The organism is Roseovarius sp. MBR-6, from assembly GCF_040547525.1.
GTDB lineage: Bacteria > Pseudomonadota > Alphaproteobacteria > Rhodobacterales > Rhodobacteraceae > Roseovarius.
Genome location: NZ_JBEPPW010000007.1, coordinates 167,828 through 192,096, shown reverse-complemented (window position 1 = coordinate 192,096; position 24,269 = coordinate 167,828). Strand labels below are relative to the sequence as shown.

The 24,269-nt window shown below is 65.8% G+C and carries 24 protein-coding genes, 1 tRNA gene and 1 pseudogene; 5 read left to right on the top strand and 21 right to left on the bottom strand.

Going from position 1 to position 24,269, the window contains the following annotated elements:
- The 4 genes and pseudogenes from ABIE57_RS11445 to ABIE57_RS11430 form a co-directional block, all read right to left on the bottom strand.
- Positions 1-390: pseudogene (locus ABIE57_RS11445) on the bottom strand (hypothetical protein); the annotation flags it as partial.
- Between the two features lie 81 nt (positions 391-471).
- Positions 472-735 (bottom strand): phage head morphogenesis protein, encoded by a 264-nt coding sequence (locus ABIE57_RS11440; protein WP_354539148.1) that lies wholly within the window; start codon positions 733-735, stop codon positions 472-474.
- Entirely contained in the window at positions 732-854 is a 123-nt protein-coding gene (locus ABIE57_RS11435; RefSeq protein ID WP_354539147.1) for a hypothetical protein, read from the bottom strand. The genes ABIE57_RS11440 and ABIE57_RS11435 overlap by 4 nt, the downstream gene beginning before the upstream one ends.
- Entirely contained in the window at positions 851-1,825 is a 975-nt protein-coding gene (locus tag ABIE57_RS11430; protein ID WP_354539146.1) for a glutathione S-transferase family protein, read from the bottom strand. The genes ABIE57_RS11435 and ABIE57_RS11430 overlap by 4 nt, the downstream gene beginning before the upstream one ends.
- A 167-nt stretch (positions 1,826-1,992) precedes the next feature.
- Between ABIE57_RS11430 and ABIE57_RS11425 the strand changes: the two genes are divergently transcribed.
- Entirely contained in the window at positions 1,993-2,475 is a 483-nt protein-coding gene (locus ABIE57_RS11425) for an RNA pyrophosphohydrolase (RefSeq protein ID WP_354539145.1), read from the top strand.
- Positions 2,476-2,584: 109 nt separating this feature from the next.
- Here the strand turns inward: ABIE57_RS11425 and ABIE57_RS11420 are convergent, their stop codons facing one another.
- The 12 genes from ABIE57_RS11420 to ABIE57_RS11365 all read right to left on the bottom strand — a co-directional run bounded on the left by ABIE57_RS11420 (position 2,585) and on the right by ABIE57_RS11365 (position 13,637).
- The gene (locus ABIE57_RS11420) at positions 2,585-2,908 is read right to left on the bottom strand and encodes a DUF8846 family protein (protein ID WP_354539144.1); all 324 of its coding nucleotides are present in this window, start codon (positions 2,906-2,908) and stop codon (positions 2,585-2,587) included.
- A 61-nt stretch (positions 2,909-2,969) separates the two neighbouring features.
- On the bottom strand, positions 2,970-3,197 hold the full coding sequence (locus ABIE57_RS11415) for a glutaredoxin family protein (RefSeq protein WP_354539143.1): 228 nt from the start codon (positions 3,195-3,197) through the stop codon (positions 2,970-2,972).
- 8 nt (positions 3,198-3,205) lie between these two features.
- Positions 3,206-3,775 carry a carboxymuconolactone decarboxylase family protein gene (locus ABIE57_RS11410; protein ID WP_354539142.1) on the bottom strand — a complete coding sequence of 190 codons (570 nt, stop codon included), beginning with the start codon at positions 3,773-3,775 and terminating at the stop codon, positions 3,206-3,208.
- A 48-nt stretch (positions 3,776-3,823) separates the two neighbouring features.
- The gene (locus ABIE57_RS11405; protein WP_354539141.1) at positions 3,824-4,405 is read right to left on the bottom strand and encodes a TetR/AcrR family transcriptional regulator; all 582 of its coding nucleotides are present in this window, start codon (positions 4,403-4,405) and stop codon (positions 3,824-3,826) included.
- A gap of 187 nt (positions 4,406-4,592) precedes the next feature.
- Positions 4,593-5,168, bottom strand: coding sequence for an AbiU2 domain-containing protein (locus tag ABIE57_RS11400; RefSeq protein WP_354539140.1), 576 nt, complete (start codon positions 5,166-5,168; stop codon positions 4,593-4,595).
- Between the two features lies 1 nt (position 5,169).
- Entirely contained in the window at positions 5,170-5,997 is an 828-nt protein-coding gene (gene dapD / locus ABIE57_RS11395; RefSeq protein WP_354539139.1) for a 2,3,4,5-tetrahydropyridine-2,6-dicarboxylate N-succinyltransferase, read from the bottom strand.
- 183 nt (positions 5,998-6,180) lie between these two features.
- Entirely contained in the window at positions 6,181-8,628 is a 2,448-nt protein-coding gene (locus ABIE57_RS11390; RefSeq protein WP_354539138.1) for a GcvT family protein, read from the bottom strand.
- Between the two features lie 78 nt (positions 8,629-8,706).
- Positions 8,707-9,603: a homocysteine S-methyltransferase family protein gene (locus ABIE57_RS11385; protein ID WP_354539137.1), complete on the bottom strand. Its 897-nt coding sequence runs from the start codon at positions 9,601-9,603 to the stop codon at positions 8,707-8,709.
- Positions 9,600-12,050, bottom strand: coding sequence for a GcvT family protein (locus ABIE57_RS11380; RefSeq protein WP_354539136.1), 2,451 nt, complete (start codon positions 12,048-12,050; stop codon positions 9,600-9,602). Before ABIE57_RS11380 ends, ABIE57_RS11385 begins: the two co-directional genes overlap by 4 nt.
- Positions 12,051-12,062: 12 nt before the next feature.
- Entirely contained in the window at positions 12,063-12,434 is a 372-nt protein-coding gene (locus tag ABIE57_RS11375) for a GFA family protein (protein ID WP_354539135.1), read from the bottom strand.
- The gene (locus tag ABIE57_RS11370; RefSeq protein WP_354539134.1) at positions 12,434-13,054 is read right to left on the bottom strand and encodes a LysE family translocator; all 621 of its coding nucleotides are present in this window, start codon (positions 13,052-13,054) and stop codon (positions 12,434-12,436) included. The genes ABIE57_RS11375 and ABIE57_RS11370 overlap by 1 nt, the downstream gene beginning before the upstream one ends.
- 10 nt (positions 13,055-13,064) lie before the next feature.
- A complete protein-coding gene (locus ABIE57_RS11365; RefSeq protein WP_354539133.1) occupies positions 13,065-13,637 on the bottom strand; it encodes a helix-turn-helix domain-containing protein in 573 nt (190 codons plus the stop codon).
- A gap of 118 nt (positions 13,638-13,755) precedes the next feature.
- Between ABIE57_RS11365 and rnr the strand changes: the two genes are divergently transcribed.
- Positions 13,756-16,011, top strand: a complete 2,256-nt coding sequence (rnr, locus tag ABIE57_RS11360) for a ribonuclease R (protein WP_354539132.1) — start codon at positions 13,756-13,758, stop codon at positions 16,009-16,011.
- A 3-nt stretch (positions 16,012-16,014) separates the two neighbouring features.
- Here rnr and ABIE57_RS11355 read toward each other — a convergent pair whose 3' ends face one another.
- The gene (locus ABIE57_RS11355) at positions 16,015-16,968 is read right to left on the bottom strand and encodes a calcium/sodium antiporter (RefSeq protein ID WP_354539131.1); all 954 of its coding nucleotides are present in this window, start codon (positions 16,966-16,968) and stop codon (positions 16,015-16,017) included.
- Between the two features lie 176 nt (positions 16,969-17,144).
- Between ABIE57_RS11355 and ABIE57_RS11350 the strand changes: the two genes are divergently transcribed.
- Positions 17,145-18,467: a lytic murein transglycosylase gene (locus ABIE57_RS11350; protein WP_454283736.1), complete on the top strand. Its 1,323-nt coding sequence runs from the start codon at positions 17,145-17,147 to the stop codon at positions 18,465-18,467.
- Between the two features lie 159 nt (positions 18,468-18,626).
- Positions 18,627-19,586 (top strand): DUF808 domain-containing protein, encoded by a 960-nt coding sequence (locus ABIE57_RS11345; RefSeq protein WP_354539130.1) that lies wholly within the window; start codon positions 18,627-18,629, stop codon positions 19,584-19,586.
- A gap of 70 nt (positions 19,587-19,656) precedes the next feature.
- Here the strand turns inward: ABIE57_RS11345 and ABIE57_RS11340 are convergent.
- The 3 genes from ABIE57_RS11340 to ABIE57_RS11330 form a co-directional block, all read right to left on the bottom strand.
- A tRNA-Pro gene (locus tag ABIE57_RS11340) sits at positions 19,657-19,733 on the bottom strand.
- Positions 19,734-19,810: 77 nt separating this feature from the next.
- Positions 19,811-22,219: a ligase-associated DNA damage response DEXH box helicase gene (locus ABIE57_RS11335; protein ID WP_354539129.1), complete on the bottom strand. Its 2,409-nt coding sequence runs from the start codon at positions 22,217-22,219 to the stop codon at positions 19,811-19,813.
- Positions 22,220-22,264: 45 nt separating this feature from the next.
- Entirely contained in the window at positions 22,265-22,450 is a 186-nt protein-coding gene (locus ABIE57_RS11330) for a CTP synthetase (protein ID WP_354539128.1), read from the bottom strand.
- A 439-nt stretch (positions 22,451-22,889) separates the two neighbouring features.
- On the opposite strand from ABIE57_RS11330, the gene ABIE57_RS11325 reads away from it, so the two are divergent.
- A complete protein-coding gene (locus tag ABIE57_RS11325) occupies positions 22,890-23,714 on the top strand; it encodes an MBL fold metallo-hydrolase (protein WP_354539127.1) in 825 nt (274 codons plus the stop codon).
- Between the two features lie 3 nt (positions 23,715-23,717).
- Here ABIE57_RS11325 and ABIE57_RS11320 read toward each other — a convergent pair whose 3' ends face one another.
- A complete protein-coding gene (locus ABIE57_RS11320) occupies positions 23,718-24,224 on the bottom strand; it encodes a peptidoglycan-binding domain-containing protein (protein ID WP_354539126.1) in 507 nt (168 codons plus the stop codon).
- Positions 24,225-24,269 lie beyond the last annotated feature (45 nt).

The window sequence follows — 24,269 nt, the reverse complement described above, 5'->3', positions numbered from 1 at the left end:
AGTTCGTCCAGTAATTCCTTGGATATCGTCATCGTCCTCACTCCTCTCAAGAAGCATGGACCAAAGCGCAGTTACACAGAAGATCGGACACTCTCTGGCCTCGTTGCCCGCACCCGCGGCTGCCGCGACACCAAGGCCGCTCGTGTTCGCGGTGATGGAGGCACCAGCGGCACCTGCGCCGGACATCTTCAGCTCTGCCGATCCCGACATGATGACATCGGCCATCTGGCCCTGGGCCGCGTCGACCTGGCCGATGACGATCGGGGCCTCGTGCAGGGCCGGGTCATAGGCGGCGGCGATGGCCGACACCTGTGCCTCGCTGAACTCAAGGCTCTGGCCCGACATGGCGGTGTGGCGACCGGCGCGGAAGATGTGAAGCGGCTGTGCCATGGCCCGACATTAGGGCCTGAACCGGGGCCATGTCAGATGAAGGACTTCACATGATATGCGGGCGCGGGGCTGTGTGCGGTGTCACCACTCTAGGCGCTTCAGCTCCGGCTCCAGCGCGTCCATGAACGTGGTCAGCGTGCCGCCGCCCGCAAGCGCGCGATCGAGCGCGCCCCGGATCGCTTCCAGAACCTCGTCGCGCATCGCCTTGGCCACGACGAAATTGCTGGCGTGCTCGTTGCGCCAGATATCTCGGAAATCGAACCGGGCATCGGGCGGCGCGAGCCCCTTGGAGCGGAAGAACGCGAGCGCCTCCTCGGGACGCAGGCGTTTGAGCGCGTCGATCACGGGGCCACCGCGCCGGGCAGGCTGTCCTGCCCGTCCGGCACCTCCTCGTCATCGACCACCGCGCCCAGATCGCCCGCCAGCCGCGCGGCAAAGCTCGCCTCGGTCAAGAGAGCGGTCACCCCCGCCCATGGGCTGCGTCGTAGTCGAGGAGCGGGTTGATGGGGATGATCCGGTGCGGGTTCACCGTCTCGTGGCTGTAATGGTAGTGGCGCACGATGTGGTCGAAATTCACCGTCTCTTTCACACCCGGCCATTGGTAAAGCTCGCGCAGATAGCCCCAGAGGTTCGGATAGTCGACGATGCGCCTGCGGTTGCACTTGAAGTGCAGGTGATAGACCGGATCGAAGCGGATCAGCGTGGTGAAAAGCCGCCAGTCGGCCTCGGTCAGCCGCGCGCCCATCAGGTAGCGGTTCCGCGACAGGCGCTCTTCCAGCCAGTCGAGGCTTTCGAAAAGCGGCTGCACGGCGGCGTCATAGGCGGCCTGAGAGGTGGCGAACCCGGCCTTGTAGACGCCGTTGTTGACCGTGTCGTAGATGCGCGCGTTCACGGGCTCGATGGCCGCGCGCAGGTCTTCGGGCCAGTAATCGTCGGTGTTGCCGGTCAGCCCGTCAAAGGCCGTATTGAACATGCGGATGATTTCGGAGCTTTCATTCGAGACGATGGTCTCGCGCTCGGTATCCCAGAGGATCGGCACGGTGACGCGGCCCGAGATGTGCGGGTCTGCCTTGAGGTATATGTCGCGCGCAAACGGCAGGCCGTAAAGCCGGTCGCCCGTCGCACCGGGGTAATCGCTGCGGAATTCCCACCCTTCGGTCAGCATGTCGGGATGCACCACGGAGACGCCGATGTGATCCGTCAGCCCCTTGAGCGCGCGAAAGATCAGCGCGCGGTGCGCCCAGGGACAGGCCAGCGCGACATAGAGGTGATAGCGGCCCGATTCCGCCCTGAACCCGCCTTCGCCCGAAGGGCCGGGGGCCCCATCGGCGGTGATCCAGTTTCGGAATTTCGCCGTGGATCGGACGAATTTTCCGCCGGTGGATTTGGTGTCATACCAGGTGTCGTGCCAGATGCCGTCAACGAGTTGTCCCATGGATGCGGCCCTCCTTTGGACGTCAAGGTAAGGCCGGGGCGCGCCCTGCTCCACCCGCCGCGCCGCGCAGCGCCCGTGCGGGGGCGCACAGCGGCCGTGGGGCGCGCGCGGGTCTTGACCGCGCCCGCGCCCCGCCGCAAGGTCGCGCCGCGCGAAGGAGAGCCATGATGACCCCCGAAGAAATCGCCCGCCTGCCCTATCGCCGCTGCGTCGGTGTGATGCTCGCCAATCCGGCGGGTCATGTCTTTGTCGGCCAGCGACTCGACAATGACACCCCCGCCTGGCAGATGCCGCAGGGGGGCATCGACAAGGGCGAGAGTGTGACCGAGGCGGCGCTGCGCGAATTGTGGGAAGAGACCGGCGTGACCTCCGACAAGGTGCGCATAGAGGCGGAAACGCCGGACTGGCTGACCTATGACCTGCCGCACGAGATCGTGCCGCGCATCTGGAAGGGGCGCTATCGCGGGCAGGAGCAGAAATGGGTGCTGATGCGCTTTCTCGGGCAGGACGGGGATGTGAACATCGCCTCTGATCACCCGGAATTTTCGGAATGGCGCTGGCTGCCGCCCGAAGACCTCGTGGCCCATATCGTGCCGTTCAAGCGGGCGGTCTATGCCCGCGTGCTCGACGCGTTCCAGGGTCGGCTCTAGAGTTGCTCAAAAGTGGGAACCGGTTTTGAGCTTCTCGAACATGCGAAATCAATAAGTTAGAGCGTATCGTGTGAATTCGAATGAACGCGACACGCTCTAAGCCGCGCCCTCAGTCGAAAAACGGCGTCATCTGCGCCACGATCACGGAATTCTCGTCAAGCGCGCGCTGCATCAGGGCGCGCTCCTCGGCGCTGATCTCGTGGCCCTCGGACTCGCGCTCGGCCAAGGTGCCATAGCCTGTCACGTCGAGCGGCGCACAGTCGGCCTGCTTGAGGATGGCCACGCTCTCGCGCACCGCCTCGGCCTCATCCACGCCCGAGGCATAGATCATCAGCGCGGCACCGGTGGCCCCCTCTGGCAGTCCGTCGCCCGCCTTGCGCCCGATTTCCACCAGCAATGTATAGACCTGCTGGCGGCTTGGTTTGTCGCTCATGCGCGCGCCCTCCCGGTTTTGTGAACCCCTGAGCGAGGGGGCGCGCGAAGTCAAGCGCCGCTCAGCCCCGGTCGAAATGATCCCGCAAATCCTCGGCCCCGCCGATATGGGTGCCGTCGATGAAGATCTGCGGAATGGATTTCGCCCGTGGCAGGCGTGCGGCATAGTCGGCGCGCACCTCTGGCCGGGTCATGTCATGCTCCTCATAGGCAAGGCCGCGCGCCCTCAGGAACGCCTTTGCGGTCTCGCAATAGGCGCATCCCGGCCCGGTGAAGATCTCGATCCGCATGGCGCGCCTCAGTGGTTGATGGTGAGCTTGGGCTTGACCCCGTCGAACATCGGCTCGAGTGCCACGCCAAGCGCGTCGCCGAATTTCGACACCGCGATATAGGTGGTGATGACAAAGGCCGCATCGACGATCTGCGGCTCGGACCAATGGGCGTGCAGCCGCTCCCACAGGCCCTTGGAGACGCGGTTGGCGTCCTCGCCGATCTGAACGCAGAAATCCAGGAGCGCCACCTCGGCTTCGGTGAAATGCGGGCTGGTGCGGTAGTTCACCCCGTCGATATCGGCGACCTTCTCGGAGGGGATGCCCAGCATGTCGCACAGCCGCTCGTGCTGGACCACGCAATACTGGCAATCATTGCCCTGCGTCGCCTTGAGGATCAGCAACTCCTTGGTGTTCCAGTCAAGCACCCCGTCCTTGAGGATCGCCATGATCGTGTCGGTAAAGACATTGCCGTATTCCGGCTGGTGGCCGAACACCTTGAAGATATTGAGCAGCGCCTGAAACCGCGCCTCGGCCCGGTCGTAAAAGGCAAGCGTCTCGGGGTTGGCCTGTTCGCGTTCGACATAGGATACAGTCATGGCGGTCTCCTTTTCTGGAATGATCGTTCTGTTTCGGGCAAAAAATTTTCACATCAGAAGGGCCCGCGCTTGGGATGTGATGGCGGCGGGGGCCGCGTCAGGGGTTGCGCCCGCGCGCATCAGCACGCGCAGCCCCACGAACAGCCCCAGAAGGGTTTGCGAAGTGTGCGCGGCGTCGATATCGGCGCGGATGGTGCCAGCGGCCTGCGCGGCCTCGATCCGGTCGCAAAAGAACGCCTCGACCCCCTCGAAGGCCGCCGTCACCAGATCGCGGATTTCGGTGTCATGCGGGGCCAGTTCCAGCGCGGTATTGACCAGAAGGCAACCCCCCGGTTGGTCCGGTGCGGGTGGGGTGGCGGCGGCGTCGAAGGCGGCAAGGATCGCGTCGCGCGGCGACAGGTCGCGCGCCAGCCGCGCCAGAAAGCCGCGCCGCTGGCGGTCGTCATAGCGGCTGAGGCTGGCCAGAAACAGCCCGCGCTTGTCCTCGAACCCGGCATAAAGGCTGGCGCGGTTGACGCCCGTGGCCGCGACCAGATCGTTGATCGACGTGGCCTCATACCCGCGCGCCCAGAAGGCGGCGATGGCGCTGTCCACCACCTTGTCGGGATTGAAGCTGCGTGGGCGTCCCATGGATCAAACCTGCCGTTTTCGGAACGATCAGTCAAGAAAAGAACGCCCCCGCCCTTCTCAGTCCCGCAACAACTCGTTGATCCCGGTTTTGGACCGCGTCTGCGCGTACGACCGGCTTTCCTGTCGAGCACCCCTCGCCCGCCTCGGAAGAGCATCTGACCGCTGGGCGATTTTTCGCTGAGTTCTCTCAGTTACGGTTAATCTGTCGTTTCAAAATCCGGATAAGGTCCTGCACGTCTCCGGCTCCGGGCTGAAAACGGTAATCAAGCGGACCCACACCAACTGCATTCCCCACCTCGTCGGTAAATTCCTGTAGTTTTTCGAAAAATTCGTGAGCCTCACTACTGCTGTGCTCCCCGTATTTCTGACTGCTTCTAAAAGACTCGACGTCACTATGAGAAATGTATTTATTGCGTGCTTTATCGATATAATTTTCACGATATCGCATTATTTCGGCACCCAAGGCATCTATCCGAGGAGTGAGTCTGCCAACATTGCCCACCTCTTCCACGATCCAGCACACTGAGAGATTGGCGCGTCCACCTGTTCTCGCCGGATCGGTCAATCGCCCGATCTGCAATATAATCGATTGAATGAGCCAGTCATTCAAATCTTGGAAGAAAAAACCTGCGGTATGCCTGAGCGCAACATCTACCCTTTCGTCCTCGCTTTCATACAAGGCGAGGTAGGTGTTGAACGTGTTGCGGAGGTTTATGCACTCGTTCTGAAAACACAGGAAATCTTTCTTGAGTTGATCGAGCATCTCAGTCCCGCAACAACTCGTTGATCCCGGTTTTGGACCGCGTCTGCGCGTCCACCCGCTTCACGATCACAGCACAGTAGAGGTTGATCCCCCCCTTCGACGGCATCGAGCCGGAGACGACGACCGAATAGGGTGGCACCTCGCCATAGCTGACCGCACCGCTCTCGCGGTCCACGATCTTGGTGGATTTGCCGATATAGACCCCCATGCCCAGAACCGAGCCCTCGCGCACGATGCAGCCCTCGACCACTTCGGAGCGCGCGCCGATAAAGCAGTTGTCCTCGATGATCGTCGGCCCCGCCTGCATCGGTTCCAGCACGCCGCCGATCCCGACCCCGCCCGAGAGGTGCACGTTTTTGCCAATCTGCGCGCAGCTTCCGACCGTGGCCCAGGTATCCACCATGGTCCCGCTGTCCACATAGGCCCCGAGATTGACAAAGGACGGCATCAGCACGACACCCGGCGCGATATAGGCCGAGCGGCGGACCACACAGTTGGGCACGGCGCGAAACCCGGCGGCGCGCCATTCGGTCTCGCCCCAGCCCTTGAACTTGCTGTCCACCTTGTCCCACCAGCCGCCGCCTTGGGGGCCATTGTCATGGATTTCCATATCCTTGATGCGAAAGCCCAGAAGCACCGCCTTCTTGGCCCATTGGTTGACATGCCAGTCGCCGGTCTCCTGCCGCTCGGCCACGCGCAACGCGCCCGAATCGAGCGCGTTCAACGTCTCCTCGATGGCCTCGCGCGTCGCACCCCCGGTCGCGGGGGTGATCGTGTCGCGCGCCTCCCAGGCGGCTTCGATGGCGGTTTCCAGTTGGGCGTTGGACATGGCGGCGCTCCCTCGGGTGTTGTTTGCGGTTGGCTCGCCTATAGGGCCAAGGGCGCACGGGATCAATGCGCGCGCGCCTGCCCGTCGTGCCGCGTCATCCTCTGGCTTGGCCAGAGGATCTCTGGCCTGCGGGAGATCCCCGCCTGCGCGGGGGTGACGGGGCGCGGGAGGAGAGGCGCGCCGTCAGCCGCGCATCCGCTCCGATTTCGGGTCATACATCGGCCGCAGGCTCGCCTCGGCCCGCACGCGGGCACCCGCCACGTCGATCTCGTAGCATGACGCCAGCACCTCATCCGTGCTCTCGCCGGGACACGGCACATATCCCATGCCGATGGCCGCGCCGAGGTGATGACCGTAAGCGCCGGAACTCAGATACCCCACGATCTCACCGTCCCGCAGCAGCGGCTCGTTGTGATAGAGCATCGGCGCAGGCTCGGTCAGGCGGAATTGCAGCAGGCGCCGGGCCAGCCCAGCCTCGCGCTTGGCCAGCACCGCCGCGCGTCCGATGAAATCGGGCTTGGAGGTCTTGACGGCAAAGCCCAGCCCCGCCTCCAGCACGTGATCCTCGCAGGTGATGTCATGGCCGAAATGGCGAAAACCCTTTTCGATCCGGCAGCTGTCCATCGCGTGCATCCCGCAGAGCGTCAGGCCGTGATCCGCGCCCGCCTCCCACAGCACCTCGAAGACATGGCCGCACATGTCGGCGCTGACGTAGATCTCCCAACCAAGCTCGCCCACGTAAGACACGCGATGCGCGCGCGCCAAGCCCATGCCGATTTCAATCTGCCGCGCCGATCCGAAGGGGTGGGTGTCGTTCGACAAATCATCGGGCGAGACGGCGCGGAGCAGGTCGCGCGCGCGCGGTCCCATCACCGCCAGCACGCCTTCGCCCGCTGTCACATCGGTGATGATGGCCTGACGCGCGCCCAGGTGGCGGCGCAGCCACGTTTCATCGGCCAGCCGCGTGGCGGCGGGGGTGACGACCAGATAAGCGGTTTCCGACAGGCGGGTGACGGTCACATCCGCCTCGATGCCACCCTTGGCGTTCAAAAACTGCGTATAGACGATCCGGCCCACCGGCACCGCCATATCCGCCCCGCAGACATGGTTGAGAAACGCCTCCGCCCCCGGCCCCTCGACCCGCAGCTTGCCGAAGCTCGACATGTCATACATGCCCACGCCCTGCCGGATCGCCCGCACCTCGGCCCCGGCATTCTCGAACCAGTTCTGCCGCTTCCACGAATACCGATACGCCCGTTCCTGACCCGGCGCGGCATACCAGTTGGCCCGCTCCCAGCCCGCCAATTCGCCCATGACTGCCCCGCGTTGCAGCAATTGCGCGTGAAACGGCGTGCGCCGCACGCCGCGCGCGGTGGCCTTTTGCCGGTAGGGGTAGTGATCGGCATAGAGCAGGCCGAGCGTCTCCTTCGAGCGCTCGAACAAATACCGCCGGTTGCCCTGAAAGGGCTGCATCCGGGCAATATCCACATCGCCCAGATCAAAGGGCTTTTCGCCGCTGTCCATCCACTGCGACAGCGCATGCCCTGCGCCCCCCGCCGATTGAATGCCGATGGAGTTGAACCCGGCGGCGACCCAGACATTGTCCATCTCGGGGCACAGGCCAAGGTGATAGGCATCATCGGGGGTAAAGCTTTCGGGGCCGTTAAAGAACGTGTGAATTCCCGCCTCCGCCAGCATCGGCATCCGGTTCACTGCCGCTTCCAGTATCGGCTCGAAATGATCGAAATCTTCCGGCAACTGATCGAATTCGAAGCTCTCGGGGATACCGTTCATGCCCCAGGGCTTGGAGACCGGCTCGAACGCGCCGAGCATGATCTTGCCCGCATCCTCCTTGTAATAGGCGCATTCATCGGGCACGCGCAGCACCGGCAATTGGGTGAGCCCTGCAATCGGTTCGGACACGATATAGAAATGCTCGCAGGCATGGAGCGGCACGTTGGTGCCCGCCATGCGCCCCACCTCATGCCCCCACATGCCCGCGCAATTCACGACATGCTCGCAGGCGATATGGCCCGCGCTGCCATCCTCGCCCTGCCAGTCCACACCCGTCACGCGGCGGCCTGCGCGCACGATACCGGTGACCTTGACGCGCTCCTGCACCCGCGCGCCGCGCATCCGCGCGCCCCTGGCCAGCGCCAGCGCGATATTGGCCGGGTCCGCCTGCCCGTCGGTGGGTAGCCAGACGCCCCCCGTCACGCCATCAAGGTTGAGATGCGGGTAGCGCGTGCCGATCTCTGCGGGGCTGAGTTCCTCTACCGGCACGCCGAAGGCACGCGCCATGGCGGCGCTGCGCTTCAACTCCTCCAGCCGCTCAGCCGTCAGCGCCGCCGAGATCGAGCCCACCTGCCGGAAGCCGGTGGCGACGCCGGTCTCGGCCTCCAGCCCGGTGTAAAGCTCTGCCGAATAGCGCGCGAGGCGGGTCATGTTGGCGCTGGCGCGAAGTTGCCCGATCAATCCGGCGGCGTGCCAGGTGGTGCCCGAGGTGAGTTGCTTGCGCTCCAGCAAGACCACATCGGACCAGCCGAGTTTCGTGAGGTGATAGGCCACCGAACAGCCCACCACGCCGCCGCCGATGATGACCACGCGGGCCTGAGTTGGAAGGTCGGTCATCGCATCGCTCCTGTCAGGCGGCGGAGCGAGGGGCCAGCCCCTCGCGCTCCCCGGAGTATTTGTGGAACAGTGAAAGCCTCAGACAATGTCATGGCCTGCCTCGCGGATACGATGCGCCAGTTCGGCGATATGGGCGGGGCCGACCTCGCAGCATCCGCCGACGATGGTGGCGCCTTGCGCGATCCAGCCCATGGCGTGATCGGCATAGGCGGCGGGGGTGAGGTCATGGCGGGCCTGAAGCGCATCGACGGTGGGCGCGTCCTTCAGAAAGCCCTCGGTGATCCGGGTGAAGGCGTTGGCATAGGCCCCGAAGGGCAGGCCAAAGCCGCGCAGGCGCTCGAGCGCGGGGGCGACCGATTCGGGCCGCGTGCAGTTGATCAGCAGCGCGTCGGGCCGGTGTTCGGCCAGGAGCGGCGCCAGCGCGCCCACCGGCTCGCCCGAGCGCAGGCGGGTGCCGTCCTCGTCCATGACCGAGACGGCCAGCCAGACCGGGCAGGCGGTGCGGCTGGCGGCCAGCAGCGCGCCGCGCGCCTGATCGACCGAGGACATGGTCTCGAAGAGCAGCAGATCGACATTTGGGGCGAGAAGGGCCACCGGTTCGGCGTAGATTTCGGCGGCCTCACGGCTGGGCGGGCAGAGATCGGGGCGGTAGGAGGCGACAAGCGGGCCGATGGTTCCGGCAATGCGGCCCGAACCATGGGCATCGCGCGCGGCGCGCGCGGCGGTCAGCGCGGTTTCCGTCAGGCTGGCGAGACGATCCGCGATCCCGGCGCGCGCCAGCCGGTCGGGCAGCACGGCATAGGTGTTGGTCGACGCCACGGTCGCCCCGGCGGCGAAATAGGCGTCATGGACCTGCCGCACCAGATCGGGGTGGTCGATCATCGCCTGCGTGGACCACAAGGGCGTGGGCCGCTCGCCCGCGCGTTTGACAAGCTCTTGCCCGATGGAGCCGTCGAGAAGGGTGATTTCGCTCATGCACGCAATCTTTCGTTTTGTGAGTCCCAAAGGGGGGCATCGGGCTGCACCGTGGCAGGGAACCGTTCGCCGTAAATCTCGACCTCAAGCCGCGTGCCGGGGGCGGCGAGATCGGCGCGCAGCATGCCCAAGGCCACCGAGGCCCCCACCCGGTAGCCCCATGCGCCCGATGTGGTCTCGCCCACGATCTGGCCCTCATGCCAGAGGGTGGACATGTAAGGCGCATCCGCCGTCCCCGCGTCCACGATCAGGGTGACGAAGCGTTTGGCCACGCCGCGCTGGTTCTCGGCCAGGAGCGCCGCCTTGCCCGGGAAATCCTGCGGCTTGTCGAATTTCACGAAGCGATCCAGCCCGCCTTCCAGCATGGAATAATCGGTGGAAAGGTCACCTTTCCACGCGCGATAGCCCTTCTCGATGCGCAAGGAATTCAGCGCCCACATGCCGAAGGGTTTCGCTCCGGCGGCCAGAATGGCCTCGTAAATGGCCGGTATATCGGCGTTTTCCGCGTGGACCTCCCAGCCGAGTTCGCCTGCGAAAGAAACCCGCAACAGCGCCGCCCAGCGCCCGGCCACCTGTGTCTCTTGATAGCTGAGCCAGGGCAGGTGCAGGTCGGCATCGGTCAGGGGCGCAAGGATGTCACGCGACGCGCGGCCAGTGACGATGAGGGTCGAAATCCGGTCGGTCCAATCCTCCAGCGTGAACGTGGCCGCCTCGGGCATGTGCCGCTCGAGCCATTCGCGGTCGTGCCATTGCGCGGTGGCGGCGGTGACCAGCACGAACAGATCCTCCTCCTCGCGCGTGACCGACATCTCGGTGACGATGCGGCCACGTTTGTCGGCGAAATACACCAGCCCGACGCGCCCGACCTTGGGCAAGGCCCCCGTGACCAGCCCGCGCAGCCAGTCATCGGCGCCCGGTCCCTTCACCTTGAAGCGCGAGAACCCCGGCAGGTCGAGCACGCCGCAATGATCGCGCACCGCCTCGCATTCTTGCCTGATGCGCGGCTCCCACGGTCCCGCGCGGTCCCAGGTCTGCGTCGCGGCCTCGGATGTGTCGTCACCCGGATGCGCGAACCAGTTGGCACGTTCCCAGCCGTTATAGGCGCCCATCTGCCCGCCAAGCGCCTTGATGCGGTCATGCAGGGGCGACAGCTTGCGATCGGGTGCGGCAGGCCAGCGATGCCACGGGAAATGCATGGCATATTCGTGGCCGTAAACCTCCATCCCCTTTTGCACGCAATAGTCGTGATCGGTGTAATCGGTGTAGCGGCGCGGGTCACACGACCACATATCCCATTCGGTCGCGCCTTCGGTTATCCATTCGGCCAGCACCTTGCCCGCGCCGCCGCCCTGCGCAATCCCGAAGGTGAACACGCAGGCCTCGAACGCATTGGGCACGCCCGGCATGGGGCCAAGCAGGGGCATCCCGTCGGGGGCGTAGGGAATCGGGCCGTTGATCACCTTGCTGATCCCGGCGGTGCCCAGAAGCGGCACGCGCTCCATGGCGTCGGTCACGATCTCTTCAATCCGGTCGATATCCTCCTGCCAGAGCTGAAAGCTGAAATCCTCGGGCATAGGATCAGACGGGTCCACCCAATGCGCGCGGCAGCGCGGCTCGTAAGGACCCAGATTGAAGCCGTGCTTTTCCTGCCGCAGGTAATAGGACACATCGACATCGCGCAGAAGCGGCAGCTTGTGGCCCACCTCGCGCGACCAGGCCTCGATCTCGGGGATTTCCTCGGATAGCAGGTATTGATGGCTCATCACCATCATCGGCACCCGCCGCCCGCCATGGGGGATGAACCAGTCTCCGACGCGCTGCGCATAATAGCCTGCGGCATTGACCACGATTTCGCAGCGGATATCGCCCTTGGCGGTCTCGACGATCCATTCGCCGTTTTCGCGCCGCACGCCCGTGGCGGGACAGAAGCGCAGCACCTTTGCCCCCATCTCGCGCGCACCCTTGGCCAGGGCCTGCGTCAGTTGCGCCGGGTCGATATCGCCGTCGTTGGGGTCGTAAAGCGCGCCCTTGAGGTCATGCGTCTCGATGAAGGGATAGCGCGCCTTGATTTCCTCCACCCCGAGGATCTCCAGATCCATCCCCTGATACTTGCCCATGCCGCGCGCGCGGGCGAATTCCTGCATCCGTTCCTTACTATGCGCCAGACGGATCGAGCCGGTCTGGTGGTAATTCATCGGGTAATCCACCTCCGCCCCCAGCCGCGCGTAAAGCTCGGTGGAATAGCGCTGCATGTTCATCACCGACCAGCTTGTGGAAAACGTGGGCACATTGCCCGCCGCGTGCCATGTGCTGCCAGCGGTCAATTCGTTCTTTTCCAGCAGAACGCAATCGGTCCACCCGGCCTTGGCCAGATGGTAGAGGCACGACGCCCCCACCGCGCCGCCGCCGATGACCACGACCCGCGCGGTTGTTGGTATCTCGGCCATGTCTTGCCTCCCTCAGCCCTTCTGCGGCACGCCGTCCGCGATGTTGTAATAATCACCCTTGTCCTTGACAAAGATGTGCTTCTCGAGCCGCAGCCCGGTCGGTGCCTCCAGCGCACCCAGCGCGAAACTCATCGTGTCCTCGGCATCCGCCGCCCAGAACAGGAACGACCCGCAGCGCGGACAAAAGCCGCGCTTTGCCGTCGCGCTCGCAGCATACCAGTTCACTGTTCCACAAATACTCAAATCCGACCGCGCCACATAGGCCGACGCCCAGGTATGGCCCGACTGCTTGCGGCATTGCCCGCAATGGCACACGCTCGGCCCTTGCGGTGTCGATCTCACCGTGAATGTCACATCCCCGCACAGACACGCCCCCGTCAGCATCATCCCCTCCCCGGTGTTGCGGCGCTGCCCAGGGCCACGCCGTAGATCACGAAGGCGGCGGCCATGATGCGCCGTAGCCAGACGTTGACCACCGCCCCCAAGGCCGCGCGCCCAAGCCCCGCGCCAAGCGCGGTAAAGCCGGTGTAGCTCATCGCGGTGATCGTGAGCGCGGTGGGAAAGATCACCCACATCTGCGCGCCGATCGGCACATCCGGTTGCACGAATTGCGAGAACGCCGCCAGATAGCCCGCAACGCTCTTGGGATTGATCGTGGCAATCGCCAGCGCCCGCCAATAGACTGATCCGCCGGGTCGCTCATCGGCCCTGACGGGCCGCCGCGCCAGTATCCAGCCTCGCACGCCGAGATAGATCAGGAACCCCGCCCCGATCAGCTTGGCCACCTGAAACGCCACCGGCGAGGCGGCAATCAGCGCCGTCACCCCAGCCGCCGACAGGCTCAGGAACAGCGTCGCCTGCGTCAGGATCGCCAACACCCCCCACAGGCTGCGCCGAAATCCGAGGGTCATGCCATTGGTGATGCAATTGACCGCATTCGGCCCCGGCGTGGTGACAAACACCACCCAGAAGAGCGCAAACACGGTCCATGCCTGATAGCTCATGCGCGCGCCCTCAATAGACCGGCGGGGCGATCACCCAGATCGCCACGCAAGCCGTGTCATAGGGGTTGGACCAGCAATAGGGTTCGCCGCGAAAGCGAAAGCTGTCGCCGGGGCCTACGGTAAACCGCTGGTTTCCGATCTTCAGGTCAAGCCGTCCGGAGACGATATAGCCCACCTCCTGTGTCGGCCGCTGCGCCGGGCGCTGCATCTTAGAGCGGGGCAGGAAGGTAGAGTGGATGACTTCGAAATCGTCGGTCAGGTCCGGCGAGAGCAATTCCTCGATCAGCCCCTCCTCTCCCGATCCCATGGGCCGCCGCGCGCCCGCGCGCACAACGTAGCCCTGTTCGCCCACAGGCGCGCTTGCATGTCCGAACAGAAGCGACATCGGCACGCCCAGCACCTCGGCCACCTGCCGCAGATCGCTGATCGACGGTTCCGACAGATCGCGCTCGACCTGAGACAACCAGCCAACCGACCGCCCCAGCCGCGCCGCCAGCGTCGCCAATGTCAGGCCGCGCGCCTTGCGCAGCGCGCGCAGATCGGCACCAAGGCTGCCCGGCGTCTCGATGCGGTGCTCGTCCATATGCCCTCCGATGAAAAAAAGGCTAATTTTTTCATGCTGGCCCGTGTGTCGTGAAAACGCAAGCGGTTTTCGCGGTTTCGCGGATGACGGCCCTCGCGCGTCGTGCTAGGTGCGGGCCATGAGCCAGATGCCCTCCAAGGCGGAGATCCTGCAATGGATTTCCGACCACCCGACCCTCACCTCCAAACGCGACATCGCCAAGGCCTTTGGCATCAAGGGCGCGTCGCGGATCGACCTCAAGCGCGTCCTGCGCGAGCTTGAATCCGAAGGGCATCTGGAAAAGCGCAAGAAAACCTACCGCGACCCCGACCGCCTTCCGCCTGTAAGCGTGCTGCAAATCTCGGGCCAGACGCCCGATGGCGAGTTGCTGGCGCGCCCCCTCGAATGGCATGGCGAGGGGGTGGAGCCGGTCGTGCTGATGCTGCCGCGCGCCGCCGATCCGGCCATGGCCAAGGGGGACCGCATCCTTGCCAAATTGCAGGAAGTGCGCGGCGAGGCGCATCATTACGAGGCGCGGCTGATCCGGCGCATCGGCACCAACCCCCGAAAAGTGCTGGGTATTTTTCGCAAGAGCACGGAGGGCGGGCGCATCCTGCCCATTGACAAGGGCGAGGGACGCGAATGGCTTGTGGCCGCCGAGGCGACCGGCGGCGCGAAAGACGGCGAGTTGGTCGAGGCCGAACAGGCGGGGCCTGCGGGGCGGATGGGCCTGCCGCGCGCGCGGGTGCTTGACCGGCTGGGCGACCCCTCTGCGCCGCGCGCCGTCTCGCTCATCGCCATTCATCAGCACGGCATCCCGGATGAGTTTCCCGACGCGGTGATCGCCGAGGCCGACGCGATGAAACCCGCCGGGTTGAAGGGCCGCGAGGACCTGCGCGACCTGCCGCTCGTCACCATCGACCCCTGGGATGCGCGCGACCACGACGACGCGGTTCACGCCCATGCCGATGATGACCCCGAAAACCCCGGCGGCCATGTGATCTGGGTCGCCATCGCCGATGTCGCCCATTACGTGCGCCCCGGCTCCCCGCTCGATACCGAGGCGAAAAAGCGGGGCAATTCCAGCTATTTCCCTGACCGCGTGGTGCCGATGTTGCCCGACCGGCTGTCGGGCGATCTGTGCTCGCTGCACGAGGGCGTGCCGCGCCCCTGCCTTGCCGTGCGCATGCAGATTGATGCCACGGGCGAGAAGATCAACCATCGCTTTGTGCGCGGGTTGATGCGCTCTGCCGCGTCGCTGACCTATGAAGAGGTGCAGGCGGCGATGGACGGAGCGGCCGGCGACAAGGCCGGTCCGCTGCTTGATCCGGTGATCCGCCCGCTCTATGCCGCCTATGCCGCCCTCCGGGAGGCGCGCCGCCGCCGCGCGCCGCTCGATCTCGACCTGCCCGAGCGCAAGGTGGTGCTGAGCGAGGCCGGAGAGGTCACGTCGGTGCGCTTTGCCGAACGGCTCGACGCGCATCGGCTGATCGAGGACTGCATGGTGCTCGCCAACGTCGCCGCCGCCGAGACGCTGATCGCGCGGAAGACACCGCTCCTCTTTCGTGTCCACGAAGAGCCCGCCCCCGAAAAACTCGACGCGCTTCGCGAGGTGGCGCAGGCGGCGGGGCTGGTGCTGGCCAAGGGGCAGGTGCTGCGCACCGCGCATCTCAACGCGCTTCTGCACGCGGCCCGCGGCACCGATCATGCCGAGATCATCAACATGTCCACCCTGCGCTCGATGACGCAGGCCTATTACGCGCCGCAGAACCTCGGCCATTTCGGTCTCGCACTGCGGGCCTATGCGCATTTCACCTCGCCGATCCGGCGCTATGCCGATCTGGTGGTGCATCGCGCTCTTGTCGCCGCCCATGGCTGGGGCAAGGACGGCCTCGGCGCCGAGGAAATCGAGCGGCTGGAACATACCGCGCAGCATATTTCGGACACCGAGCGGCGTTCCATGATGGCCGAGCGCGACACCAATGACCGCTACCTCGCCGCCTTTCTCTCGGAACGTCTGGGCGAGGAATTCACCGGGCGGATCAGCGGAATCGCGCGTTTCGGCGTGTTCGTGAAGCTGGACGAGACCGGGGCGGACGGCCTTGTCCCGATGCGCGCCCTGGGGCACGAATATTTCCATTTCGACCACAATAGCGGCACACTCATGGGGGCCGAGACGGGCCGGGTGATCGCCCTTGGCCAGCGGGTCACGGTGCGCCTGGCCGAGGCGGCACCGGTCTCGGGGGGGCTCGCCTTCGATCTTGTGGAACTCGACGGCGTGCACATGCCGCGCGGCCCGTCGAAATCGCGCGGCAAGCCGCCCCGCCGCAAGCTTGCCACCGCCCGCGCCAAGGCCGCCAAGCTCAAGCGCAAGGCGGCCCGCAAGCGCGTGTGACGCTTACACCGCCGCCAGCAGCACCGCGAGATAGGCCGCATAGGCCAGCACCATCACCGCCCCCTCGCGCCGCCCGACGCGCCAGCCGGTGCGGGCGAAGAGCAGCATGACCACCGTCGCGCCCAGCATCACCCAGATATCGACCCCGGCGATACCCGGCGGCACGGCAAGCGGTTGAACCAGCGCCGTCACCCCGAGAATCCCGAGGATGTTGAAAATGTTGCTGCCCACGATATTGCCGAAGGCGACATCGCCATGGCCCTTGCGCGCAGCAATGACCGAGGTGACAAGCTCGGGCATGGAGGTGCCGATGGCGACGATGGTCAGGCCGATCACCGCCTCGGACATGCCAAGCCGCGCGGCCAGCTCGATCGCACCCGTCACGAGGAACTTCGCGCCGATCAATGTTGCGGCCAGCCCCGCCAGCAGGATCAGCGCCGCGCGCCCGGTGCCGAGCCGCACCTGTGGCACGCTCTCGGCCTCATGCGCATACATCGCGGCGGCGGCACTCTGGCGGCGACGCTCGAACAGCACGGTGGCCAGCAGATAGGCCAGAAGTGCCACGACAAACCCCGCGCCAACCCCGCGCCCGATCCCGCCCGACAGGGCCACGGCGACAAAGCCGAGCGTCGCGGCAAGCATCACAACCCCGTCGCGGCGAAGGGCCTCGGGGGCCACCACCACCGGCGCGATCAGCGCGGCCAGCCCGAGGATCAGCAGGATATTGCCGATATTGCTGCCGACGATATTGCCGACCGCGATACCGGGCGATCCGGCAAAGGCCGCCTGAAGGCTTGTCACCAGTTCGGGCGTCGAGGTGCCGAAACCCACCAGCGTCAGCCCGATGATGAGGGGCGAGATGCCAAAGCCCCGGGCCAGCGTGACAGCCCCCCGAACCAAGAGGTCCCCGCCGATCACCAGACCGACCAATCCGCCCAGAATGTACAGGATATCCACCGCTGTCCCCTTGATGGGCCGCATCCCTCTCGGGCACGGTAACGCCTGATATGGGCCGCTCCCCGCCCCCGGTTCAAGGTCGCGGCAAAGATAATTCCGGCGCGGGCGGGATTGCTTTCGAAACGGAAACAATCGCGCTATCATGGCGCAAATGACCGGCAAGCGGAGGCAGGGCAATGCGGGCAGGACTGATCGGGGTTACGGGGCTTTTTCTCGCATTTGGCGGGGCGGCGCAGGCCACCTTGGCAGAATCGCCACGCCCGCAGATGCGGCCCGGCTCCGGGGTGATCGTGGCGGCGGCCGTGGTCGCGGTGGATGGCCCCGTGCGCAGCCTGCGGCCGCAGGCGCGCCCCGAGGGCGCGGCGCGGGTGGTGCTGGCGAGCGGGAATGCGAATTTCGATCGTTGGATAAACGGGTTCCGGGGCCGCGCCCTCTCTCAGGGGATCAGCGCGCGCGTGTTCGACCGCGCGTTTCAGGGCGTGCGGTATGACCCCGAGGTGGTGGCCAAGGACCGCAACCAGTCCGAATTCAAGCGCGAGATCTGGGATTATCTCGACAGCGCAGTATCGCCTGTGCGGGTCGAGAACGGGCAAAAGGCCCTGCGCCAGCACCGCCGCGCGCTGGAGCGGATCGAGGCGCATTACGGCGTGGAAAAAGAGGTGGTTGCCGCCGTCTGGGGCATGGAGAGCACATATGGCGAGCGTCTGGGTGATCTTCCGCTCATTCAGTCCATGGCGACGCTGGCCTTTGACGGACGGCGCGGGGCCTTCTTCGAAAAACAGCTCGTCGCCGCGCTGCAAATCCTGCAATCGGGCGATGTGACGCCGGAGAACATGAAAGGCTCCTGGGCCGGGGCCATGGGACATACCCAGTTCATGCCGACATCCTACCTCGCCTACGCGGTGGATTTCACCGGCGACGGCAAGCGCGACATCTGGTCGGCCGATCCCACCGACGCGCTCGCCTCCACCGCCGCCTATCTCAAGCGGTTCGGCTGGCGCAAGGGGATGCCCTGGGGGGTGGAGGTGCGGGTGCCGCGCGGCGCGTCCTTTGGCGAGGCAAAGCGGATGCCCTCGGACTGGGCGGCGCGGGGCGTCACCGGCCTCGACGGGCGGGCGGTGCGCGATCATGGCGCGGCGCGGATCTTTCAGCCTGCGGGGGCGGCGGGGCCGTCCTTCATGGTCTTTGCCAATTTCGACGTGATCAAGCGCTACAACAATTCCAACGCCTATGCGCTCGGGGTTGGGCACCTCTCGGACAGGATCGGTGGCGGGCCGGAGATCAAGGCCGCCTGGCCGCGCGGCTACGACCCGCTCAGCTTTGACGAGCGCATGGAGATGCAGCGCCTCTTGCAACGCAAGGGCTACGCCGTGGAAAAGATCGACGGCATCGTCGGGCCGAACACCGTCAACGCGATCCGCGCCTTCCAGCAGTCAAGGGGCGTGGCGCAGGACGGTTTGCCGTCGCAACAGCTTCTGGCGCTGTTGCGGCGGTCCTGAGGGGGCAGGGCCAACGATAACGGGTCCGGCTGCGTCTTTTTCAGAGGCATGGACAATCCCCACGCTTGAACGTGGTGGAAATTTACCACACCGTGTCGGCGCGACGGTTCGCAACAGGATCCGTAGCCGCCGGCGCGGCAAACCACGGTGGAAAGCATCATGAGCGGATTACTGGCCCTGTTCGACGATGTCGCGGCGATTGCCAAGCTGGCGGCGGCGCAACTCGACGATGTGGCCGCGCAGGCCGCCAAAGCCGGGAGCAAGGCTGCCGGTGTGGTCATCGACGATGCTGCCGTGACGCCGAAATACGTCACCGGCCTGCCCGCGGCGCGCGAATTGCCCATCGTCTGGAAAATCGCGCGGGGGTCGTTTTTCAACAAGCTGGTGATCCTGCTGCCTGCCGCGCTTCTGTTGCAGGCGTTCCTGCCCTGGATGCTGACGCCGCTTTTGATGATCGGCGGGGCCTATCTGTGTTTCGAGGGGGCCGAAAAGGTCTGGCACCTGATCGTGCCGCACAAGGATCACGGGCCGCAACAGGCGCAGACGCTGAGCGCGGCGCATCTGGAAGAGCAGCGGGTGAAAGGCGCGATCAAGACCGATTTCATCCTGTCTGCCGAGATCATGACCATCGCGCTGTCTCAGATCGAGATCGACAGTTTCTGGATACAGGCCGTGGTCCTCGCAGCGGTGGCCATTGGCATCACGGCGCTGGTTTACGGGGCGGTGGCCCTGCTGGTGAAGGCCGACGATCTGGGGATTTTCCTGACCCTGAAGGGGCGCTTCGCCCTGACCCGCGCCTTGGGGCACGGCATCGTCAAATCCATGCCCGCGGTGATGGGCGTGATCGCCACCATCGGCACCTTTGCCATGCTGTGGGTGGGCGGCAGCATCCTCGTGCACGGGCTGCACGATCTGGGCTGGCACCTGCCTTATGAGCAGATCAAGCACGCGGCGACGCTGGCGGCGGAGGCGGTCGTCTCGGCCAGGGGGCTGGTGAGATGGGCCGTGACCGCCGGGCTTGATGGCCTTGTCGGGTTGGCCGCCGGGCTGCTGCTGATCCCGGTTGTCACGCGCGCTGTCATTCCGGTTTCGGGCTGGTTGTTCCCGGAAAAGGCGTGATAACCTCGATGAATGTTATTCCTCGAACCGCCGCACCCTGTTTGAAACGCTGGTGAGATCCGGGAATCATTGGTCGGAGTGAGAGGATTCGAACCTCCGGCCCCTGCCTCCCGAAGACAGTGCTCTACCAGGCTGAGCTACACTCCGACCGTGAGACGGGCGCATATACCCCAGCCGGGGGCTTGGCAAGGGGGTTGGGTGGAGCGGCGCGTGATTTCTGTGGTTCAGGGGACAAGCCCCGCCGTGGCCATCAACCGCGCGGCTTCCTCCGCCAGAAGCCGCTCTTGCGCCGCGCCCGCCACCGGCACGCGCCCCGCCTCCAGAAAGAGCGGTGCGGCCAGCGGCGAGATGCGCGGCAGGCGGCGCAGGGTGATGCGCGGGCCGATGCGCGCCAGCATCTCCTCGATGCGGCCGAAATCGACAAGGCCGCGCATCGCCTCGGCCCGTGTGATCCGCAACAGAAGGTGGTCGGGGTCGTATTTCACCAGCGTGTCATAGAGGATATCCGACGAGACCGTCGCCTGCCGCCCGCTCTTGCGCGCGCCCGGACTGTTGCGCTGGATAAGGCCCGCGATGGTGGCCGAGGCGCGGAAAGTCCGCTTCATCACCGCGTTGCCCATGAGCCAGCTTTCCAGCCCCCCGCGCAGTCGGCCAGGGGCCAGAAGCGGCGCGGCCTCAATGAGCGGTTCCAGCCCCCAGATCAGCGTGGCGTAATCGGTGGCGACAAAGCCCATGGGTGCCAGCCCCTCGGCCTCCATCTCCTTGGTCAGCAAAAGCCCCAGCGTCTGCTGCGCGTTGCGCCCCGAGAAGCCGTAGACGCAGGCATGTTCGCGCCCCTCATGGGCAAAGCTCTCGATCAGAAGCCGCTCGCGCGCGGGCATCTCCGACACCTCGCGTTGCAGGTGCAGCCAATCGCGCACCGGCGCGGGCAGATCGGGCCAGTCGGGCCGGGCGAGCAGCGCAAGAATTCGGTCTGAAAGCTGGGTCGAGGTGGCGAATTTCGTGCCCATATAGGTGGCGATTTTCGGCGTGCGCCCCGGATCGCGGCTCACCTCCACCACCATCTCGCGCAAACCCTCGAACCGCACCACCTGACCGCCCATCAGGAAGGTGTCGCCGGGGCTGAGCGTGGCGGCAAAGCCCTCTTCGATCTCGCCCAAGGGCGCGCCGCCGCGCGCGCGCTTCATCCGCACCTTGAGCGTATCGGTATCCTGGATCGTGCCGATATTCATGCGGATAAGGCGGGCGCTGCGCGGGTCGCGCAATTGCCAGAGCCCGTCGGCGCGCTGTTGCAGGCGCTGCCAGCGGTCATAGGCGCGCAGAGCATAGCCCCCCGTGGCGCAGAACTCGAGACAGGCGTCGAAATCCGCGCGCGAGAGCGTGGCATATGGCCCCGCGCCGCGCACCTCCTCATAAAGCGCGCCCGCGTCAAAGGCCCCCGCACAGGCACGGATGAGGATGTGCTGGCACAGCACGTCAAGCGGCCCCGCCCCGCGCGGCGCGCCATCGAGATCATGCGCGCGCACCGCCTCGAGCGCGGCCAGACATTCCACCACCTCGAAGCGGTTGGCGGGCACCAGCCGCGCCTTGGAGGGTGCGTTATAGCGGTGATTGGCGCGCCCGATGCGCTGCACCAGCCGCTTGACGTTTTTCGGCGCGCCGATCTGGATCACGAGGTCCACGTCGCCCCAGTCAAGCCCCAGATCGAGGCTGCCGGTGCAGACGACCGCGCGCAAGGCACCCGCTGCCATCGCCGCCTCGACGCGGGCGCGCTGTTCGCGGTCAAGGCTGCCGTGGTGAATGGCGATGGGTAGCGCATCATCGTTGGCCAGCCACAGGTTGCGAAAGAATATCTCGGCCTGCGCGCGGGTGTTGTGAAAAACAAGCGTGGTGCGATGCGCGCGAATGGCGTCGAGCACGGCGGGGATCGCATGGGCCGCGCCGCCCCCGGCCCAGGGCGGGGCTGCGCCCACGTCGAGCATGGCGATATCCGGCTCGGGGCCGGGGGCGGCCTGAAGGATCGCGCAAGGCTCCGCCCCGTGACCGAGAAACCGCGCAAGTGCCGGCGGATCCTCGACCGTGGCCGACAGGCCCACGCGGCACAGGCCGGGGCAAAGCGCCTGAAGCCGGGAGAGCGCGAGCATCAGCTGATCGCCGCGCTTCGATTCGGCCAGCGCGTGGATTTCATCGACGATCACGCGGGTGAGGCCGCCGAAGATGCGTGGTGCGTCCTCATAGGACAGCAGAAGCGCAAGGCTTTCGGGCGTGGTGAGCAATATATGCGGCGGGTCGGCGCGCTGACGGCGCCTGACATGCGCGGAGGTGTCGCCGGTGCGGTCCTCGACGCGGATATCAAGGCCCATCTCGGCAATCGGGCCGGTCAGGTTGCGCCTGATATCGGCGGCGAGCGCCTTGAGCGGCGAGATATAGAGCGTGTGCAGCCCCGCGCGGGGCGTCTCGCAGAGATCAACCAGCGTCGGCAGGAACCCCGCCAGCGTCTTGCCGCCCCCGGTTGGCGCGATGATCAGCGTCGCGGGGTCATGCGCGCGCGCCAGCATTGCCGCCTGATGCGAATGCACCTGCCAGCCACGGGCGGCGAACCATCGGGAAATCGGGGCGGGCAGGGCGTTCATGCCGGCCAATCTAGGGCGCGGTGGCGCGGCGGGAAATGGGGACCGTCAGCGCGTCTCGTAAAGTTTCTTCGTCACCAGCCACGTGACCGGAACGGCGACGACAAAGCCGAGCGCGGCGGCGATCATGATGGGGTAAAGCGTATCGAACCCCATCACCAGCGCGGCGATGACGGCCGAGCCCGCAAGTGTGGAGCCGATGAAGAGATGCAGGATAAGGCCGAGGCGAAACATTGGGTCCTCCGTGTGCGCGACGTTCGGTAAACCATGGCGCAAACGGCATGAAGACCGCCTTGATCTGTGTCATGACAAGGGCGAGAGCAGGCACGCCCGTGGCCGCTCTCGCCCCGGCTGCGGGAGAGATCAGTTGATCCCGGGAACGGCCCTGGCCTCGACAAGTGTTGCCACCAGCGCGGCATGGCCGCCCGCCTCGTGCTCCTCGCCGGGGCGCGCGGCTCCTTCACTCTGGCCATCCTGCTGACCCGCGGTAGGATGGCCTCCATCCCGGAAGACCTTGGGCTCTGAAATGTGCGCCCCGGAAGAAAACCGCAAAAATGATCGAGGGGGAGATCCTGACAGACCTGAATGGGCGGGACTTTCACCACCGGTGACGGTCAGACCCTGACCTTGCGCAAATCCGTGCTATTCTCCTCGGGACAAGAGGAGATGTGCCATGATCCGGCTTGCCCTGACCCTGACCCTTTTCATCCTGACCACGCCCGCCTTCGCGCAGGACCGACGCCCGAGCCATTGCATTGCCGTGGCGGAGAATACGCCGGGGGTGGCGTATCTGCACAAGGCCAGCTTTCGCGCGCCGCTGCCCGATTACACCGTGCGCATCCGCTATGTCAGCCATGCCAGTTTTCTCATCCTCGGGGGTGGGCTTTCTGCGGTGACGGATTACGCCGGCTTTTTGGGCAGTGCCGATTTCATCCCCGACATTGCCACCATGAACCACGCCCATTCCACCCATTTCACCGCCAACCCAGATCCGCGCATCCCGCATGTCCTGCCGGGCTGGGGCCCGTTCGGGGAGGGGGTCGAGCATCATCTTGACCTTGGTGCCATGCTGGTGCGCAACGTGCCGACCGATATCCGGCTGGGCGAGACCGGGCGCGAGCGCAATGGCAATTCGATCTTCGTTTTCGAGACGGAAGGGCTCTGTATCGCGCATCTGGGCCATCTGCATCACGAGCCCACGGACGAGCAATATGCCGCGATCGGGCGCATGGATGTGGTGATGGTGCCGGTCGATGGTGGCTATACCATGGCGGTGGACAGCATGATCAGCGTCATGCGTCGGGTAAAGGCCAGCGTCATCCTGCCGATGCACTGGTTTACCGACATGACGCTGGAGCGGTTCCTGCGCGGGATGGAAGATGAGGGGTTCGTGATCGAGCGCCCCGGCGCGAACGAGGTGGAGGTGTCGCTGCGGTCGCTGCCCGAGCGGCCCACCGTCATCGCGCTGCGCCCCGCCTGGCTGCGCGACAACGAATGATGATCACTCCGGGCGCGGCACGGCAACGAGGCCGAGGCTGCGCGCGGTCGAGAGCGCGAGCGTGTCGCTGTCGATGCCGAGCGGCACTTGATGGCGACGGATCGCGTCGCGCGTGGCGGGGTCGAGCGTGCCGGTCACGGGGCCGCGATACTCACCCCGCACCGCCAGTGCGCGCTGCACCGAGGAGATGAATTCGGGCGTCATGACATCGGGGCAGGGGGTTTCGATCCAGAGCACCTGACGCTCGTTGACGATCACCTGCCGTGTTTCCGTGGCATAGCGCGCAGGGGCTGTCATCCTGCCGTCCGGGCCATAGCTGGGCGGGGCAATTTCGACCTGTTCGGTCACGGTCTCGATCACCGCCGGGGCGACCTCCTTGCCCCAGCAGGTGCCGGGCGGCGCGCCGGGCGGGGCCGGGGCCAGGTCTGCGGGCGCACGGGGCGCGGGACCCTGTGGCGCGCAGGCCGCAAGGGCGAGCGCGGCGAGGACGGGGAGGAGCAGGCGGGGCATGACGGGTTCGCGGCGCTCGATCTGGTTGCGCAGACCCTAGGCCGC

Excerpts from the sequence above, each read along its gene's own strand:
- dapD (WP_354539139.1), bottom strand. The coding sequence starts at position 5,997 with ATGTCCAACGCCCAACTGGAAACCGCCATCGAAGCCGCCTGGGAGGCG.
- ABIE57_RS11345 (WP_354539130.1), top strand. The coding sequence starts at position 18,627 with ATGAGCGGATTACTGGCCCTGTTCGACGATGTCGCGGCGATTGCCAAG.
- ABIE57_RS11370 (WP_354539134.1), bottom strand. The coding sequence starts at position 13,054 with ATGAGCTATCAGGCATGGACCGTGTTTGCGCTCTTCTGGGTGGTGTTT.
- ABIE57_RS11375 (WP_354539135.1), bottom strand. The coding sequence starts at position 12,434 with ATGCTGACGGGGGCGTGTCTGTGCGGGGATGTGACATTCACGGTGAGA.
- ABIE57_RS11335 (WP_354539129.1), bottom strand. The coding sequence starts at position 22,219 with ATGAACGCCCTGCCCGCCCCGATTTCCCGATGGTTCGCCGCCCGTGGC.
- ABIE57_RS11380 (WP_354539136.1), bottom strand. The coding sequence starts at position 12,050 with ATGGCCGAGATACCAACAACCGCGCGGGTCGTGGTCATCGGCGGCGGC.
- ABIE57_RS11420 (WP_354539144.1), bottom strand. The coding sequence starts at position 2,908 with ATGAGCGACAAACCAAGCCGCCAGCAGGTCTATACATTGCTGGTGGAA.
- ABIE57_RS11320 (WP_354539126.1), bottom strand. The coding sequence starts at position 24,224 with ATGCCCCGCCTGCTCCTCCCCGTCCTCGCCGCGCTCGCCCTTGCGGCC.
- ABIE57_RS11390 (WP_354539138.1), bottom strand. The coding sequence starts at position 8,628 with ATGACCGACCTTCCAACTCAGGCCCGCGTGGTCATCATCGGCGGCGGC.
- ABIE57_RS11410 (WP_354539142.1), bottom strand. The coding sequence starts at position 3,775 with ATGACTGTATCCTATGTCGAACGCGAACAGGCCAACCCCGAGACGCTT.
- ABIE57_RS11425 (WP_354539145.1), top strand. The coding sequence starts at position 1,993 with ATGACCCCCGAAGAAATCGCCCGCCTGCCCTATCGCCGCTGCGTCGGT.
- ABIE57_RS11400 (WP_354539140.1), bottom strand. The coding sequence starts at position 5,168 with ATGCTCGATCAACTCAAGAAAGATTTCCTGTGTTTTCAGAACGAGTGC.
- ABIE57_RS11330 (WP_354539128.1), bottom strand. The coding sequence starts at position 22,450 with ATGTTTCGCCTCGGCCTTATCCTGCATCTCTTCATCGGCTCCACACTT.
- ABIE57_RS11415 (WP_354539143.1), bottom strand. The coding sequence starts at position 3,197 with ATGCGGATCGAGATCTTCACCGGGCCGGGATGCGCCTATTGCGAGACC.
- rnr (WP_354539132.1), top strand. The coding sequence starts at position 13,756 with ATGAGCCAGATGCCCTCCAAGGCGGAGATCCTGCAATGGATTTCCGAC.
- ABIE57_RS11385 (WP_354539137.1), bottom strand. The coding sequence starts at position 9,603 with ATGAGCGAAATCACCCTTCTCGACGGCTCCATCGGGCAAGAGCTTGTC.
- ABIE57_RS11350 (WP_454283736.1), top strand. The coding sequence starts at position 17,145 with ATGCGGGCAGGACTGATCGGGGTTACGGGGCTTTTTCTCGCATTTGGC.
- ABIE57_RS11325 (WP_354539127.1), top strand. The coding sequence starts at position 22,890 with ATGATCCGGCTTGCCCTGACCCTGACCCTTTTCATCCTGACCACGCCC.
- ABIE57_RS11365 (WP_354539133.1), bottom strand. The coding sequence starts at position 13,637 with ATGGACGAGCACCGCATCGAGACGCCGGGCAGCCTTGGTGCCGATCTG.
- ABIE57_RS11405 (WP_354539141.1), bottom strand. The coding sequence starts at position 4,405 with ATGGGACGCCCACGCAGCTTCAATCCCGACAAGGTGGTGGACAGCGCC.
- ABIE57_RS11430 (WP_354539146.1), bottom strand. The coding sequence starts at position 1,825 with ATGGGACAACTCGTTGACGGCATCTGGCACGACACCTGGTATGACACC.